The organism is Gluconobacter roseus NBRC 3990 (genome assembly GCF_006538885.1).
Taxonomy (GTDB): Bacteria; Pseudomonadota; Alphaproteobacteria; order Acetobacterales; family Acetobacteraceae; genus Gluconobacter; species Gluconobacter roseus.
The window spans coordinates 66,560-82,791 of record NZ_BJLY01000003.1; the positions used below are offsets into that span (position 1 = coordinate 66,560).

The 16,232-nt window shown below is 60.0% G+C and carries 15 protein-coding genes; 9 read left to right on the forward strand and 6 right to left on the reverse strand.

The window, feature by feature from the left end; genetic code table 11:
* Positions 1 to 14: 14 nt before the first annotated feature.
* Entirely contained in the window at positions 15 to 1,013 is a 999-nt protein-coding gene (gene miaA / locus GRO01_RS07825) for a tRNA (adenosine(37)-N6)-dimethylallyltransferase MiaA (protein WP_062510699.1), read from the reverse strand.
* 42 nt (positions 1,014 to 1,055) lie between these two features.
* Between miaA and serB the strand changes: the two genes are divergently transcribed.
* Positions 1,056 to 1,949 carry a phosphoserine phosphatase SerB gene (gene serB, locus GRO01_RS07830; RefSeq protein WP_062510701.1) on the forward strand — a complete coding sequence of 298 codons (894 nt, stop codon included), beginning with the start codon at positions 1,056 to 1,058 and terminating at the stop codon, positions 1,947 to 1,949.
* A 67-nt stretch (positions 1,950 to 2,016) separates the two neighbouring features.
* On the opposite strand, the gene GRO01_RS13315 is transcribed toward serB, so the two are convergent.
* Positions 2,017 to 2,604 (reverse strand): hypothetical protein, encoded by a 588-nt coding sequence (locus GRO01_RS13315; RefSeq protein ID WP_062510703.1) that lies wholly within the window; start codon positions 2,602 to 2,604, stop codon positions 2,017 to 2,019.
* Between the two features lie 112 nt (positions 2,605 to 2,716).
* On the reverse strand, positions 2,717 to 3,247 hold the full coding sequence (locus GRO01_RS07840; RefSeq protein WP_062510706.1) for a DUF721 domain-containing protein: 531 nt from the start codon (positions 3,245 to 3,247) through the stop codon (positions 2,717 to 2,719).
* Positions 3,248 to 3,257: 10 nt separating this feature from the next.
* On the opposite strand from GRO01_RS07840, the gene GRO01_RS07845 reads away from it, so the two are divergent.
* The 5 genes from GRO01_RS07845 to GRO01_RS07865 all read left to right on the forward strand — a co-directional run bounded on the left by GRO01_RS07845 (position 3,258) and on the right by GRO01_RS07865 (position 9,036).
* A complete protein-coding gene (locus tag GRO01_RS07845) occupies positions 3,258 to 4,316 on the forward strand; it encodes an A/G-specific adenine glycosylase (protein WP_062510708.1) in 1,059 nt (352 codons plus the stop codon).
* Positions 4,313 to 4,957, forward strand: a complete 645-nt coding sequence (locus tag GRO01_RS07850; RefSeq protein ID WP_062510710.1) for a hypothetical protein — start codon at positions 4,313 to 4,315, stop codon at positions 4,955 to 4,957. Before GRO01_RS07845 ends, GRO01_RS07850 begins: the two co-directional genes overlap by 4 nt.
* 95 nt (positions 4,958 to 5,052) lie before the next feature.
* Positions 5,053 to 6,228: a Gfo/Idh/MocA family protein gene (locus GRO01_RS07855; protein WP_062510712.1), complete on the forward strand. Its 1,176-nt coding sequence runs from the start codon at positions 5,053 to 5,055 to the stop codon at positions 6,226 to 6,228.
* Positions 6,225 to 6,680 (forward strand): DMT family transporter, encoded by a 456-nt coding sequence (locus tag GRO01_RS07860; RefSeq protein WP_062510715.1) that lies wholly within the window; start codon positions 6,225 to 6,227, stop codon positions 6,678 to 6,680. The genes GRO01_RS07855 and GRO01_RS07860 overlap by 4 nt, the downstream gene beginning before the upstream one ends.
* Positions 6,681 to 7,344: 664 nt before the next feature.
* Entirely contained in the window at positions 7,345 to 9,036 is a 1,692-nt protein-coding gene (locus GRO01_RS07865) for an alpha-keto acid decarboxylase family protein (RefSeq protein WP_062510717.1), read from the forward strand.
* 88 nt (positions 9,037 to 9,124) lie between these two features.
* Here the strand turns inward: GRO01_RS07865 and GRO01_RS07870 are convergent, their stop codons facing one another.
* Positions 9,125 to 10,189 (reverse strand): transporter, encoded by a 1,065-nt coding sequence (locus GRO01_RS07870; protein WP_062510719.1) that lies wholly within the window; start codon positions 10,187 to 10,189, stop codon positions 9,125 to 9,127.
* A 243-nt stretch (positions 10,190 to 10,432) separates the two neighbouring features.
* Between GRO01_RS07870 and GRO01_RS07875 the strand changes: the two genes are divergently transcribed.
* The 3 genes from GRO01_RS07875 (at position 10,433) to GRO01_RS07885 (ending at position 12,681) form a co-directional block, all read left to right on the forward strand.
* Positions 10,433 to 10,816, forward strand: a complete 384-nt coding sequence (locus tag GRO01_RS07875) for a hypothetical protein (RefSeq protein ID WP_062510721.1) — start codon at positions 10,433 to 10,435, stop codon at positions 10,814 to 10,816.
* A 94-nt stretch (positions 10,817 to 10,910) separates the two neighbouring features.
* Positions 10,911 to 12,206, forward strand: coding sequence for an adenosylhomocysteinase (gene ahcY, locus GRO01_RS07880; RefSeq protein ID WP_141306939.1), 1,296 nt, complete (start codon positions 10,911 to 10,913; stop codon positions 12,204 to 12,206).
* Between the two features lie 76 nt (positions 12,207 to 12,282).
* Positions 12,283 to 12,681: a DUF3597 domain-containing protein gene (locus tag GRO01_RS07885; protein WP_062510722.1), complete on the forward strand. Its 399-nt coding sequence runs from the start codon at positions 12,283 to 12,285 to the stop codon at positions 12,679 to 12,681.
* 76 nt (positions 12,682 to 12,757) lie between these two features.
* Here the strand turns inward: GRO01_RS07885 and GRO01_RS07890 are convergent, their stop codons facing one another.
* Both GRO01_RS07890 and GRO01_RS07895 read right to left on the reverse strand, forming a co-directional pair.
* Positions 12,758 to 13,837: a histidine-type phosphatase gene (locus tag GRO01_RS07890; protein WP_231490400.1), complete on the reverse strand. Its 1,080-nt coding sequence runs from the start codon at positions 13,835 to 13,837 to the stop codon at positions 12,758 to 12,760.
* A gap of 92 nt (positions 13,838 to 13,929) precedes the next feature.
* Positions 13,930 to 16,194, reverse strand: a complete 2,265-nt coding sequence (locus tag GRO01_RS07895; protein ID WP_062510726.1) for a TonB-dependent receptor — start codon at positions 16,192 to 16,194, stop codon at positions 13,930 to 13,932.
* Positions 16,195 to 16,232 lie beyond the last annotated feature (38 nt).

A 16,232-nucleotide genomic window follows, 5' to 3' on the forward strand; every position in this document is an offset into this window, starting at 1 on the left:
ATGAGCGGCGGGATTTAGGACGCCCGCGCAGCGGCGTCAACTCGTTCAGATATAAAGTTCTCTATTTTTTCATACTGACTTTCCGATTCTTGCGCAGAATGGGTATATCTGCGCAACGAAATCATCCCATCATCCCCCTTTCCCAGCGCATGATGCCGGAACCAGGTCGCCTGCCGCCGCGTATAGCGCCCGATGGCAAGGACGGCGGATTTCCGCGCTTCCTCAAGCGGGACCTCCCCCCGCAGAACGGCCGCCAGTTCGGGCACCCCATGCGCACGCATGGCAGGCAGAACCGGATCGAGCCCCCGCTCCAGCAGAGCGGACACTTCTTCAAGAGCCCCGGCCTCCAGCATCTGCCCGAATCTGGAATCGATCGCCCGGCGCAGCCCCTCCCGCTCCGGGTCCAGTCGCACGGACACAAACCGGCAGGGCGCAGGCGGAAGACCCGGCTGCGATCGCCACCAGGCCAGCCCATGCCCCGTCCCCGTCCAGACCTCCCAGGCCCGCGAAATCCGCTGCGTATCATTCGGACGCAGACCCGATGCTGTCTCCGGATCAACCTGCATCAGCCGCGCATGCAGCGCCTCCGGCCCGATTTCCTCCGCCAGCCTCCGCGCTTCGGTCCGCGCCGCATCGCCAGGGTCCGGCACTTCCACCAGACCATCTGTCAGCGCCCGCAGATACATCCCCGTCCCGCCACACAGGATCGGCATGCGTCCCTCAGCCCAGGCCGCGTCCATCTCCCGCAGCGCCTCGGACCGCCACCAGGCCACACTCCCCGGCACGGCCGCGTCCAGAACGCCGTAAAGCCGGTGCGGCACAGCGGCTTCGTCGGCCGCGTCAGGCCTGGCTGTGAGGATGTGCAGATCACGATAGACCTGCATGGAATCCGCATTGATGACCGTGCCGCCAAAGGTCCGGGCAAGGTCGAGCGCCAGTGCCGACTTGCCGGAGCACGTCGGTCCAGCCACAATGATCGCAGTTTTTGCTTCTGTCGTCTTCGGGACGTTCATTCCTCCCCTCCTGCCACACGTGCCGGACCGTTACGAGATCCCATGTCCCTTCCTGCCGTCCTGACCCTTATCGCTGACCGGAAATCCGGCCCCCTCAAACCCGAGGCCATCGACGTGGCCCGCACGCTCGTCAAGGGTAATGCCCCGATCGTCCTGTCGCCGGGCGAAGCGGTGGACATTCCCTGCCCGCCGCCGCGTCCCGGCTCGGCCAGCGCCGCCACCATCCGCGCAACCCTCGCGCCCTATCGCGTCGATGCCCTGCTTCTGAAAACGCGCGGCCGCCGCCGGGCCGTCCTCGTCGCCGACATGGACAGCACCATCGTCACGGGCGAGACGCTCGACGAACTGGCGGATCTGCTGGGTTGTGGCGAAGACGTCGCCGCCATTACCCGTGCCTCGATGAACGGTGAGCTGGATTTCGAAACAGCCCTTGAGCAGCGCGTGGCGCTTCTGGCCGGAAAACCGGCCTCCGTCCTTGAAGACGTCTGGGCTTCCGTCACACTGACCGAAGGCGCGCGCGAACTCGTGCAGACCATGCGCAAACACAACGGCCGCACGGCCCTCGTGTCCGGCGGTTTCACATGGTTCACCCAGCGCGTGGCCGAACTCTGCGGCTTCGATGAGAATTACGGCAATGCGCTGGAAATCGAGGACGGCAAGATCACCGGCCGCCTCGCCGGCCCGATCCTCGGCCCCGACGCCAAGCGCGACCACCTCGAACGTCTGACCGCAGAGCGCGGCGTGCAGCTTCGTGCAGCCCTGACCACCGGCGATGGTGCCAACGACATTCCGATGCTCGCCAGCGCCGGGCTCGGTCTGGCCTTCCATGCCAAACCCAATGTCCGCCGCATCATTTCCACGCAGATCAACTTCGCCAGCCTGCGCGCGCATCTCTTTGCGCAGGGTTATCACGCGAAGGATTTCGTGACGGGCTGACCGGAACGTCAAAGCTCCGGATATGAAAAAGCCGCCGAAGTCCCGGACTCCGGCGGCTTTTTTTCGATCAGTATCCCCAGGTGTAAGGCGGCACACCCGAATAGGACGGTGCGGCGTAATAACCGGGAGCATAGCCCGGCGCATATCCATAACCGCTGTAGCCGCCATAGCCATAAGGCGAGGCCACAGCCATTCCGGCCGCCATGCCAAGACCGACGCCAAGGCCCCATCCGCCCCAGCCCCAGCCGCCGCCCCAGCCCGGCATACCCCAGCCATAACCGAACCAGCCCGGACCGCCCCAGCCGTTCCAGCCACCCCAGCCCGGATAACCCCAGCCACCAAAGCGCGGGCCACCCCAGCCGCCGCCACGGAAACCCCAGCCTGGACGTCCACCGCCCCAGCCACCGCGATAGCCGCCACCAGGACCACCACGGAATCCGCCGCCACCCATGCCGCCGCGGAAACCACCGCCCATTCCACCGGGGCCCATGCCCCCACCGTGGAAACCGCCACCTCCCATGCCACCGCCGCCATGGAAGCCACCGCCTCCACCACCGCCGGGTCCACCGCCATGCTGGGCGAAGGCAGGAAGGGAAATCGTGGACGCCAGCAGGGTCAGCATCAGCGCTGCGGCCGGTCTGTGTGCAAAGGTCATGGCAAGTCTCCTGTGGGAAAGCCTGATCATTTTCCCATATCGGCATTATCAGATCGCGTGGGAAGGTGGCTTTCCCATGACGAAACAACTTGTTTCACGTGAAACACTTCCGTCACCTTCGCTTGCGCCGTGCCCCCAGATGTCCACCCAGGTTTTCAAGCGCCAGACGAAGCTCCTCGTCTTCAATATCCGGCACTTCGATCTGTACTGGTTTCGGGCGCTTCGGTGTCGGCCGTTCGAACGCCACCAGATCCTGAACAATCTTCAGCCGCTCGATTTCGTATTCCCCCCGTAGCCCGCAGGCTACATTGATGCGTTCGATGATCTGGGGCGCCAGATGCTGCAATTCCATGGCGATCGGCCCCGAACACGCCAGGGTCAGCGTCCCCGCAGAAAGACGTCGCGGCTCGGTCTGCTTGGCCAGACGCGGTCCCACGAAGTCCACCCAGTCCATCATCAGACGTGCCAGCACGGGCGGCTTCTTTTTGAAAACAGGCTGAGTCAGGCCCTGAACGAACGTCCCGATCTGCTTCGTCCCCGAGCGCCGCGGCGTCCAGTTCCGGTTTGACGGCACCCAGCCATCGGGCTCCGATACGGGTTTCTTTCTTGAGGGGCGCTTGTCCGAACCGCGATCCTTCGTCATATCCGTCCCCGTGACTCCTGATGCATCCGCCCTGCTGCGCTGGTACGACCACCACCGCCGCGTCCTGCCATGGCGCAGCCTCCCCGGCCATCGCCCGGACCCGTACGCCATCTGGCTGAGCGAGATCATGCTCCAGCAGACAACCGTCAAGGCCGTCATAGCCTATTACGAGCGCTTTCTCACGCATTACCCGACGGTTCAGGACCTTGCAGCCGCACCGCTCGAAGACGTCCTGCGCCTCTGGGCCGGCCTTGGCTACTACGCCCGCGCCCGCAATCTCCATTCCTGTGCAAAACGCGTCTCCGAACGTGGCGGTTTCCCCGATACGGTCGAAGAGCTGCTAACGCTTCCCGGAATCGGCGCCTACACGGCCCGCGCCATCGCCGCCATCGCCTTCGGACGCCCCGTCGTCCCCGTTGATGGCAATGTCGAGCGCGTCACAGCCCGCCTGAATGCCACAGAAGATCCTCTGCCAGCCTCACGCCCGCTCCTTGCCCGACAGGCTGCGCTCCTGAACAACGATCCTGTCGCCCAGAGCCGTCCGTCCGATTTCGCACAGGCCCTGTTCGACCTTGGCGCCACGATCTGCACCCCGCGCAACCCCGCCTGCCTGACCTGCCCCTGGCAGACATCCTGCATCGCCCATGCCCGCGGTATCGCAGCACAGCTTCCGGCCAAACAGCCCAAACAGGCCCGCCCCACCCGTTACGGCGCGCATTTTCTTCTTCATGACCAAAACGGCCAGATCCTCCTGCGCACACGCCCGCCAACCGGTTTGCTGGGCAGCATGGACGAGCTTCCCGGGACCGAGTGGCGCAGCAGGCCCTGGACCGAAGAGGAAGCCCTTGCCCACGCTCCCTGCCTGACCGACTGGGTCGGTAGGGGCGAGATCCGTCACGTCTTTACCCATTTCACCCTGTACCTCACGGTCTACGAGGCTTGTCTTCCGCAGGGCCATAATGCAGGGATCGATTCCTCTTTCGGCACGTTCCGTTCAGGCAAACGCGCCGCACTGCCCGGCGTCATGAAGAAATGCCTGGCTCTCACCAAGCACCCTTCGGAGACATGATGACTGAGACCATTCCGACACTTCGCCTGTGGTTCATGGACTGGCACGGCTGGATGCTAGACCATAACCCCCTAACGGACACTTTCTCACACAACCCGTTCCAGCCCGGCCGCCTTCCCGGTCTCAACGCCGTTGTTCCTGTCCCTTTCCAGCTTCCCTGTCATCCGGTTATGGAAAAACGCATCTCCATGCCCCGCCCTTTTCCTGAGCTGGAAATGCAGGAGCTTTCCCATAACCAGGTCATCTTTCTCGTTCCAAAAACCGGAACCTATCTGAGAAGCGTACCTTCAGGACAAAACAGGGTAGACTATGCTGCCCCTGCCCCTCAGGCATGGGAAACCTTCTTCCCCATGACGATAGAAATGCTGCGTGGACTGTCCCTGATCCTTACGGCACATCATGCCATAAGGCTGGAAAACGAGGCACAGGATCTCCTTCCGCTGCCAACACTCCATGAAGGTTTCATCCTCCGTTTCGAAGACAAAGATCTTCCCCTGTTCCTGAACACGGCCGCCCTGAAACAGATCGGTCAACTCATGCCTGGAAATTCCGCCCCGGTTTCCCTGACATGGCAGATCGACACTCCACCTGTTTCTTTCGTCGCTCATCGCGAGGCCGCAACCGAACCCGCAACGGTGTGAAAGATTTTTCACATTTCTGATGGCAGCGCGCCCCTTGCGAAGCCGTTTGCCCGACCCGGCGTTCATGACAGACAGCCAGACCACAAGGACCTGTCATGCCGCGAGACCTGCCCGCCAGCAGCCACCCTGCCTCACCCTCCGAGGCAGATACCGGACGCCTTGAAAACGGAAAGGTGGTCTTCGGCAGCGGAAGCGGTAACACGGAACACACGGATACCGGTTCCTCCCCGGTTCTGCCGCCTGATGAACGGGTTGGCTTTGCCGTCATGGGGCTGGGCCGACTGAGCGTAGGGCAGATCCTTCCCGCTCTTGTGGAAAGCCGCACGGCCCGACCCGTCGCTCTCATTTCCGGCCGGAAGGAAAAGGCCCAGACCATCGCGCAGGAATACGGCATCCCGTCCTCGTCCATTTTTACCTATGACGAAATCCATCGCCTTGCAGACCGTCCGGACATCCAGGCCGTCTATGTGGCCACGCCAAACGCCATGCATGTCGATCAGGTGGAAGCCCTGGCTGCCGCTGGAAAACATATCCTGTGTGAAAAGCCGATGAGCAATACGGTGCAGGAAGCCGAGCGCATGATTGCTGCCTGCAAACAGGCCGGCGTGAAGCTGATGATTGCCTATCGCTGCCATTTCGAGCCCTTCAACCGCGCCGTCATCAAACTCGTCCGCAGCGGAGAGCTGGGCAAACCCAAGCTCGTCGAGGCGGTCAACACACAGGTGGAAACCGATGCCTCCCACTGGCGGCTGAAAGCGCCTGTCGCCGGCGGAGGCGCCCTGCCCGATATCGGTCTCTACTGCCTGAACGGCACACGCAATCTTCTGGGCGAAGAACCTGTCGAGCTTTTTGCCCGGATGGTCAGTCCGGCGGATGATCCCCGCTTTGCCAATGTAGACGAGACCTTCTCCTTCATGATGCGCTTTCCTTCCGGAGTGATCGCCAACTGCGCCACCAGCTATGGCGCTTCCATCGTCCGCAAACTCAGCATCCGGCTGGAAAAGGGTGCGATCGAACTGGAAAACGCCTTCGCCTATCAGGGCCACAGACTCCGCATCTCGCGCGAAAACGAAGGGCACCCCGCCGTCACCGAGTGGCATATTCCCCCGGCTAACCAGTTCACCCTTGAAATCGATCATTTTGCCCAGTGCATTCTGAAGGATGAGACCCCCCTGACATCTGGCGAAGAAGGCCTGCGCGACCAGAAACTGATGGAAGCGCTTTATTGTTCAGCCCGAGAAGACCGCATGATCCGGCTTCCTCAGGAATGAAAATCCTGATCTGGCTCCTGCCTGTTTTTGCAGGCCTCAGCAATCCGCTTCAATCCGCTGCCAATACCGGGCTCAACAAGGCTCTCGGGCCCGGCCTGACCATCCTGACCGTCTACGCCGTCGCCCTGAGCGGACTGGCCTGCCTCTTCGCCTTCCTGCCGACCGACAGCACAACCGCTGCCCAGCCCCTCATGACGCGACTCCAGCATGTCCCCTGGTGGGCATGGACCGGCGGTCTGTGCAATCTGATGTTCGTCGTCGCCGGATCGATTGCCACCCGGCAGACGGGTTCGGCCGCCTTCACGGTCATTACCCTGACCTGCGCCGTCTGCCTGTCCCTTATTCTGGACCATTACGGCCTGCTCGGCCTGAAACAGCACGCCCTGTCCCTTCCCCGTCTTCTGGGAGCCGCCATGGCCATCGGGGGTGTTCTGCTGGTTTCCTTCACCTGAAATAGCGCAACAAGACCTTTGTGGTCCTCATCCGGTTTGCGGAACTGTTCAGGCTGTATTCAATTCCCCTTCATGAGAAAGGGTTTTTTCAATTAATTGTAATGTTTGATCGATGTCCTTCACAGACAGGATTTTTGTTCTAAACATTCCTGTGTCTGGAACAGGCAGTTATTTCATACGAAGCCGGTCTGTTTTCCGGCTGTGATGGGAAGATATGTCACCAAGGGGTTATTTTCTTGCCGTTTCTGGGGTCCGTCATGACGGAACGGGCCGTTTATTCTGTTATACTACCCGTTATTTAACGACAGAAAATCGCTATCCTGAAAATCCCGGTTTTTCACGGTCCCCTGACGGTACGTTACCTTTAAAAGCCCTGTTCCAGACACCCACCCGCAAACTCCGGATGGGCTCAGACGCTTTTCCGGACATGCAGGTCGGTCAGGTTCCTTCTCCACATCGCTGTTTTCCCCACTGGCTGCGAAGGTCCGCCGGACCCACCGGAGGCTGCGCGCCCGGATTTTCCAATCCCGGCAAACGGTCAGACGGTTCCGTATCCCGTAACCTGTCATCCGCCTCCTTTCGGTCGGATGACTGCATGGTCCTGTCTGCACGGCAGATCATCCAGTCATCTGATCGTCCCTATGGCTCCTGAGGTACTGAAACCATGACTTATACTGTCGGACATTATCTTGCCGAACGACTCACACAGATCGGCCTGAAGCATCATTTCGCCGTCGCAGGTGACTACAACCTCGTTCTGCTCGACCAACTGATCGAACAGGGCGGCACGAAGCAGATCTATGACTGCAACGAGCTGAATTGCAGCTTCGCCGCCGAAGGCTATGCCCGTGCCAACGGTGCGGCTGCTGCCGTCATCACCTTCAGTGTCGGTGCCATCTCCGCCATGAACGGCCTCGGCGGAGCCTATGCCGAGAACCTGCCGATCCTCGTGATTTCGGGTGCTCCGAACTCCAACGATCACGGTTCGGGCCACGTCCTGCACCACACGATCGGCACGACGGAATACAGCTACCAGATGGAAATGGCGAAGCACGTCACCTGTGCCGCCGAAAGCATCACCTCTGCCGAGACCGCCCCGGCCAAGATCGACCACGTCATCCGCACGATGCTGCGCGAGAAGAAGCCGGCCTATCTTGAAATCGCCTGTAACGTCTCGGCCGCTCCCTGCGTCCGTCCGGGTCCGGTCTCGTCTCTGCACGCCTATCCGCGTCCTGACGAAGCCAGCCTGAAGGCCGCTCTGGACGAGAGCCTGAGCTTCCTCAACAAGGCCAACAAGGTCGCCATTCTGGTCGGCACCAAGCTGCGCGCTTCGGAAGCCCTCACGGAAACGGTCGAACTGGCTGACAAGCTCGGCTGCCCCGTTACGGTTATGGCCGCTGCAAAGAGCTACTTTCCCGAAACGCACCCCGGCTTCCGTGGCGTGTACTGGGGTGACGTCAGCAGCCCGGGCGCACAGGAAATCATCGAAGGCGCCGATGCGGTCATCTGCCTGGCACCGGTCTGGAACGACTACTCCTCGGGCGGCTGGAAGAGCATTGTCCGTGGCGAAAAGGTTCTCGAAGTTGATCCCGAGCGCGTCACCGTCAACGGCAAGACCTTCGACGGCTTCCGTCTCAAGGAATTCGTCAAGGCCCTGACCGAGAAGGCTCCGAAGAAGTCTGCAGCCCTGGCCGGCGAATACAAGCCCGTCATGCTGCCGAAGGCCGACCCGGCAAAGCCGCTGTCCAACGACGAAATGACCCGCCAGATCAACGAACTGGTCGACGGCAACACCACCCTCTTCGCCGAGACCGGCGACTCATGGTTCAACGCCATGCGCATGCATCTTCCCGAAGGTGCAAAAGTCGAGACGGAAATGCAGTGGGGTCACATCGGCTGGTCCGTTCCGTCCATGTTTGGCAATGCAACCGGTTCGCCGGATCGCAAGCACGTTCTCATGGTCGGTGACGGTTCCTTCCAGCTGACGGCGCAGGAAGTGGCCCAGATGGTCCGCTACGAACTGCCGGTCATCATCTTCCTGGTGAACAACCACGGCTACGTCATCGAAATCGCCATCCATGACGGCCCGTACAACTACATCCAGAACTGGGATTACGCAGCTCTGATGCAGTGCTTCAACCAGGGTGTCCCGGGCGAAGAAAGCGGCAAGTACGGTCTCGGCCTGCATGCCACGACGGGTGCAGAACTGGCCGATGCCATCGCCAAGGCCAAGAAGAACACCCGTGGCCCGACGCTCATCGAGTGCAAGCTCGATCGCACGGACTGCACCAAGACCCTCGTGGAGTGGGGCAAGGCTGTTGCCGCCGCAAACTCCCGCAAGCCGCAGAACGTCTGATCCTTCCCGGATCAGTCCCTGTGACACAGAAAACCCCCCGTGCCTCGCACGGGGGGTTTTTCTTTTGGAGCAGCTCTTAGCCGAAAAATCAGAGCAGACGCGCAATCTTCATGAACAGAAACGTCACGGTCATGAAGACGAAACAGACAATGCCCGCTTCCACGGTCCCCATCTGTCCCTGCGCCAGAAACATCCCGCCAGTATTCATGCCGAAGAATCCGGTCACGAATGTCGCGGGCAGCATCAACGTGGTCCCGACCGAGACGATATACAGACGCCGGTTGGTCTCTTCCGCCTGATTGGACCCAAGCTCGTCCTGCAAGGACCGCGCACGGTCCTGAAGCGCGATCAGATCGTCCAGCGCCGCATGAACCTGCCGCTCGGCCCGATCCCGCAATTCGTCCTCGGCCCAGTCCGGAAGATCCAGATCCTCGTCTTTCAGAACACGGTCAATCGGCGTCACCACCCGGCGCAGCTCGGTCGCACGACGGCGCACCTTACCGACAATGCTACCCAGATGTCCCAGATCGGAGCGATGCTCGATCAGCAGCAGGACATCTTCCGCCCGGTCCAGCTCGTCATCCAGATGCCCGAGTTGCCGCCGCACCGTTCCCGTAAACTCACGCAAAGCGCGATCAATAATCCCCGCAGGCGTCCGGGGAATCTGGTCCGGCTTGAGCGAACGATAGGCCGCGCCCAGAACCGGAATGGGATTGCGCCGCGTCGTGATCAGCAGATCCGGCCGCATCGCAAACCGCCAGGCGCAGATGTCCCGGTCCTCTTCGGACAACGCATCGTCAAAAGCTGGCAGTGCGCCCCAGATCAGATCGCCGAACGCCTCGAGTGCAATGCCATATTCCGTCTCGGCCAACATCGCACAGACATCTTCAGGCAGATCCGGCAGATGCGCGACATAACCGCGCGCCGAACTGTGCACCGTATCGAAATGCAGCCAGTACCAGCCATCACTCTCGACAGGACGCTCCGGCGCCAGAAGCGCCTCGACCTCAGCCGATCCGAGCGTACGCAGCTCCTGCCCCGGGACAGCATGAACCGCCCAGACCAGCCCGTTTGCGAATGCGGGTGCCCCTGTTTCCTGATGGTCAGGATCCAGAACCGTGAAGGGGAAGTTGTAGGCAGTGCTCTCTGACACGACATCCTCCTGCTCTCAGGGGGTTCAGGACCGGCAGAACCGGCATGCAGCTTCGACAGAAACGACTGGGGACAAACTCAGTCCGGCTTCTCGCACGCCCGGCGCAGTGACGCAATATACCCCTGCTTGCGTAAATGTGAGCGCTCTTCAATGCAACTTCACCCGTAATCAAGGGTTATCTGCCTTACTCCGCAATGAGTGAGCCCCTGTCACAGGGGACCTCCCCTCAGGGAAGGAACGTTCATGTCCATTCGTCTCCGCACATCATTCTTCGCCGCCAGCCTCCTGCTCGGCACCGCAGTCGCCGCTCCGTCCGTGAGGGCCCAGGCCGTCAGCGCGCCCAGCAATGACCAGACGCAGACCTCGACCTCGGCTGTGCAGAAGGCACAGAACTCTACCATCGACCAGCCGAACAACCGTCTGCCGACCAACCCGCACACCATTATGGAACAGCCGGACCAGCCCCCGCCGAACGCACCGGGCACCATGAGCCGCACGACAAGCGAAACCGGCCCGGTCCCGTCGAACCAGAAGGACGTGCACAAGCTTTCCGGCAAGCATCAGCACACGCACAAGAAGACATCTGCTGCGACTGACGCGACACCGCAGACCTCGTCGCCGGAATAAGACGTACAGGCCTATTGCCGGGCCCGCCCTTTCCGCGGGTCCGCCAAGCCTTTATACAGGCAACCATCCAAAGATGGGCAGCAAGGGCCATTTCATGACGACGCAGGATTACAAGGTTCGCGACATTACTCTGGCAGACTGGGGCCGCAAGGAAATCTCCATCGCCGAAGGCGAAATGCCGGGCCTGATGGCTCTTCGCGAAGAGTACAAGGACACACAGCCGCTCAAGGGTGCACGCATCGCCGGCTGTCTGCACATGACCATCCAGACCGCCGTGCTGATCGAGACGCTGCCGGCTCTCGGCGCAACGGTCCGCTGGTCCTCATGCAACATTTTCTCCACACAGGATCACGCCGCAGCCGCCATCGCCGCAGCGAACATCCCCGTCTTCGCCTGGAAGGGCCTGACGGAAGAGGAGTTCAACTGGTGCATCGAGCAGACCATCCATGGTCCCGATGGCTGGACGCCGAACATGATCCTCGATGATGGTGGCGACCTCACCATCATGATGCATGACAAGTACCCCGAGCTTCTCAAGGATGTCCGTGGACTGTCCGAAGAGACGACGACGGGCGTGCATCGTCTGTGGGAAATGTCCAAGAAGGGCACGCTGAAGGTTCCGGCCATTAACGTGAACGACAGCGTCACCAAGTCCAAGTTCGACAACCTGTATGGCTGCCGTGAGAGCCTCGTGGACGCGATCCGTCGCGGCACGGACGTCATGATGGCTGGCAAGGTCGCCGTGGTCGCCGGTTACGGTGACGTCGGCAAGGGTTCCGCCGCTTCCCTGCGCAACGCAGGCTGCCGCGTGCTCGTGACCGAAGTCGATCCGATCTGTGCCCTTCAGGCCGCCATGGAAGGCTATGAAGTCGTCACGATGGAAAACGCAGCACCGCGCGGCGACATTTTCGTCACCTGCACGGGCAACGTGGACATCATCACGATCGACCACATGCGTGAGATGAAGGACCGTGCGATCGTCTGCAACATCGGTCACTTCGACAGCGAAATTCAGGTCGAAGCCCTGCGCAACTATCGCTGGAACAACATCAAGCCGCAGGTCGACGAGATCGAGCTGGCTCCGAACCGCCGCATCATCCTTCTGTCCGAAGGCCGTCTGGTGAACCTGGGTAACGCAACGGGCCACCCGTCCTTTGTGATGTCCGCATCCTTCACCAACCAGACCCTGGCACAGATCGAACTGTGGACGGCAAAGCCGGGCCAGTACGAAGTCAAGGTCTACACCCTACCGAAGGCCCTGGACGAAAAGGTCGCTGCCCTGCACCTCGCAAAGGTCGGCGCAGAACTTTCCAAAATGTCACAGAAACAGGCGGACTACATCGACGTTCCAGTCAATGGTCCGTTCAAGCACGAAGAATACCGCTACTAAGACGAGGCGGATCAGGAAGGGCGATACTCCAGTGCCGCCCCCTTCCGGATTTCCTTAATCAACAGGAGTTACACTCATGGGTCTTTTCAGCACGATCATGTCCAAGATCTTTGGCCATGCCGAAGCAGCCACCCCGGCCACCTCCGCAGCTCCGGCCGCGGCAGATGCAGCCGCACCGGCCGCTCCTGCAGCAGCCGCTGCCTCCCAGACAGCTGCACCGGTGGACGTCGATGTCGTTCTGTCCGGTCTGGCAGCCAAGGCTGGTCAGCCGCTGAACTACAAGACCTCCATCGTGGATCTCCTGAAGCTGCTCGGTCTCGACAGCTCGCTCCAGTCCCGCAAGGAACTGGCCGGTGAGCTGCATTATTCGGGCAGCACGGACGACACCGCGACGATGAACGTCTGGCTCATCAAGCAGGTCTATGCCGAGCTGGCCAAGAATGGTGGCAAGGTTCCGGCTGACTGGACGCACTGATCCGCGCCACGTCCGCACGGACAACATGAAAAAGCCCGGCTGGTAACAGTCGGGCTTTTTTTATAAAATGCTGGCCTCAGGGAAGGATCGGATTGTGCGGCTCAAGTGTCTGCATCGAACGCTCCACCCCAGACGCCTGCCCTGCCCGCAGTTCCTCCAGCGACTGATGGAAAATCCGCACTTTGACCTCCACATGACGGTCCGGATAACGCCACCGCTCGAACGCCAGAACCGTATCCGGTGCCGTACTGTCCGGCTGATCGGCAAACGCCCAGGACAGCCCGAAAATCGCCGCCATGGCATCCTGATTCGTATCATGACCCGCCAGCACCAGCAGCCGAGTGGACGCCGTCACACCGGGAATATCCGCAACCGGACGATCCGCCAGAAACGCCCGGATGCCCTGCGCCATAACGCCATTCCGCGCCTGCGCCACAACCGGCAGACGCCGCAGGAGCAGACTTTCAGCCTCATGAACCGGCATGACGGTCTTCAGCAGCCCCGGCACATCCGCTTTCGCAGAACCGAACACATCCACCGGAAAGCCTTCGGAATACAGCAACAGCAGACTTTCCGCTGACATACCCCCCGTCGCAACGCCGCCGGAAAGATGCGGCGCAGTTTTCTTCCAGTCCAGAACCGCAGCATCGCGCAGACAGCGCGATGTGTGCGTCGCCCCGTCACACGCTCCAGGCGCCATCAGCATCTGCAACGCCTGCAATCCATGCTGCACATCCGGAGTGTGGGAGACAGGCAGCGCCGACGCAAACGCCTGTTCCGTTTCCTGTCGCGGCGGCACAGTCCGACCTGCCGCAATGGCGTTGTAGACAGGATCCGGCCCCTGCGCCTGCCACTGCGCCGTAACGTGACAGTCCGGCGCCACATCCCGCGCCCAGACCTGCCCGGTCTGCTGCGTCCTGTGATCCGCACCATCCGCCCAGACACGGATCTGATCGGAACAGTTCTGCAACGGTCCAAAACCTAGATGCCGATAATGCGACCGGACAGCCTGAACCATGGCCCCCAGCGCCACCGCACCATGCGACGTCATCTCGCCGGGCGCCACGGACCATTCCGGCCAGTCAAACCCGGTTTTCGCTTTTAAAGATACCGGAGACGCCGTCGGACTCCGGATCCCGTGCCGGGACAGGAGCATGACTTTTTCCAGAACAGGCCCGGACGGCGCAGAGGCTTCGCCCGAACAACTCGTTAGAGACAGCACAAACAGAAAGATACAGCCGGTCTTTTTCACGGGAAGGTCGCCGTCATGTTGAAGAACACACTCCGTCCGGCCAGCCGCCAGTAAAGCGGCGCATCACCATAAGACTGGTTGCCCGCAAAATCGCTGATGGAGCGGTTATTAAAGAGGTTGGAAATCTTGAGGCTCGGCGTCACATCGCGCATGAAGCCACCGATGTTGTGAATACGCCAGCCCAGAGCCAGATCAGCCGTCACATTGCCGTGGATCCTGTACTGGTTTTCAAACACCGTATGACCAGCCGAATTGGTGGTGCTGTCCAAACCCCAGTGATGCCCGACATATTTCCCCATCAACGAGAAATACGGACCCTTCGCATTTTCATAAAGCAGCCCGAACGATGCCAGTGAATCCGGCGTCGTCGCCACACGCACGCTGCTGTGTTTGTAGCGTGCGTCATTCACGCTGTAATTGCCGTAAAGCGAAAAGCCGTATCCGATGACATACTGCCCTTCGAGTTCGATCCCGCGATAAATCGCGCCACCGCTGTTCACATAGGTCGAGGTCGTGCCGATGTTCTCAACATTGATCTGTGCGGAAGCGATATAATTGGAAAAATCGATGTAATATCCATCCAGCGACAGCATCCAGTTCTTGCCGTGATAAACCGATCCAACCTGATAATTCAGGGTCGTTTCCGGCTTCACATTCCCAACAGACTGAACCTGAAAAACCGACATCGGAGGGGCCAGGAACCCGCGCGCAACCTGCGCATACGCGCTCCAGTTTTTCATAATCCGTTGATTAATCGCAATGGACGGCTGCCAGGATCCATAATACTGGGTGTCCTTCATCGGCACCTTTGTCGACTTGTTTATCGTTGCATCATAGTCCCTTGTGAACATGGAATATTTCACACCCGGCTTGATAACCACCCCTTTCCAGGGATGAATATCGAACTCGAGATAGGGCTGCACCGTCGTGTTCAGATCGGAAATATCATAGCTGTAAGCCGAACCTGTTTTGGACGGAACCGGGATCGCATTTTTGCTCAGATCCAGCGCATAGGTGTAGCGACGATCCTTCTGCACATCCGCCCACACACCAAACAGAATATCCGCATAGGATGTATGCGCCTTGAACCGTAACGTATCGCCATAAGAACGGAATTTGGCGTCCGCATATTTTCCGGGAATGTCATTGGCATAGGTCGCCACTTTCTTCCCGGCCGAATTATAGAACGTCACACCATTCGCAGCCGTGCTCGTCTGGCTGGCATCCGTGCTTTCCGTATAATCATGCTCGAACCCGCTCGTATAAAGCTGGTTTTCCATCGTCAGCCATGATGCAAGGCGGCTTTTGAGGCTCACATAATCAAAATCGGACGTGTAGGTGCTGGGGTTATATCCGTAATAACACTGCTTGGACGGGTCGTTGCACAGCCCGTAATTCTTGCCGTATTTCGCATATTCGGCGAGCGTCGCACCCTGCGTCGTGTACTGCCATTCCTTGTTGTATGTCGTCTCGAATGTCAGCGTCGTCTCGGGCGCAAGATCGATCACGTCCTTGAACATCAGATTGCTCCGGCGCTCAGCCGAATTGGTCAGATAACCGTTCGTCTCTTCATGCTGCATGTCGAGAAACGCACGCCCAAAACGTGTCTTGCCACTGTCGAATTCGATGCCACCGGCGCGCGTGTTGAAACTGCCATAAGTCCCGTACAGCGACACGCCCCTTTTGGCCGACGGCGTCTTGGACATGAATCCCATCGTTCCACCGAACGTGGCATTTCCGATCGTGGAGCCCGTTCCGGGACCGCGATCAATCTGCGCTTCTCCCAGAAAGTGCGAAATGAACAGGGACGATGTCGTGTGGTGCAAATCGCTGGCATCACCGAACGGAATGCCGTCGAACGTCATGTTGTATTGTCCATCCTGAAAGCCGCGCAGGCTCATCGCCTCGGCCTTACCCATTCCGGGACCGTTAGGATTTTGCGAATAAACACTCGGCTGGAAACGGATGATATCGTCGATGCTGGCAAGCGGAATGATATTGTTACTCAGAAAGCCAGACTGAATTTTTGATGTCGGTTCCGTAATATCCAGCGGCACCGTCGCAGGTGCAATCCGCGCGGCATGACCAAGAACGGTCAGATTTTCCACGCCAGGCGTCGCCGCTTTTTCCTTTTTGGCTTTGTGCTCCTCATGCTTCTTCTGTTTTGAATCAGAAACATCTGCGTGGGCGCTTCCTCCCAGCAACAAGGCACCGGCGAAGCACCCGGAAAGCAGGATATGGTTACGCATCTTGAACGTCATGAGGAATGGGCTCCAGTGAATGGCGCGCACTCCATACG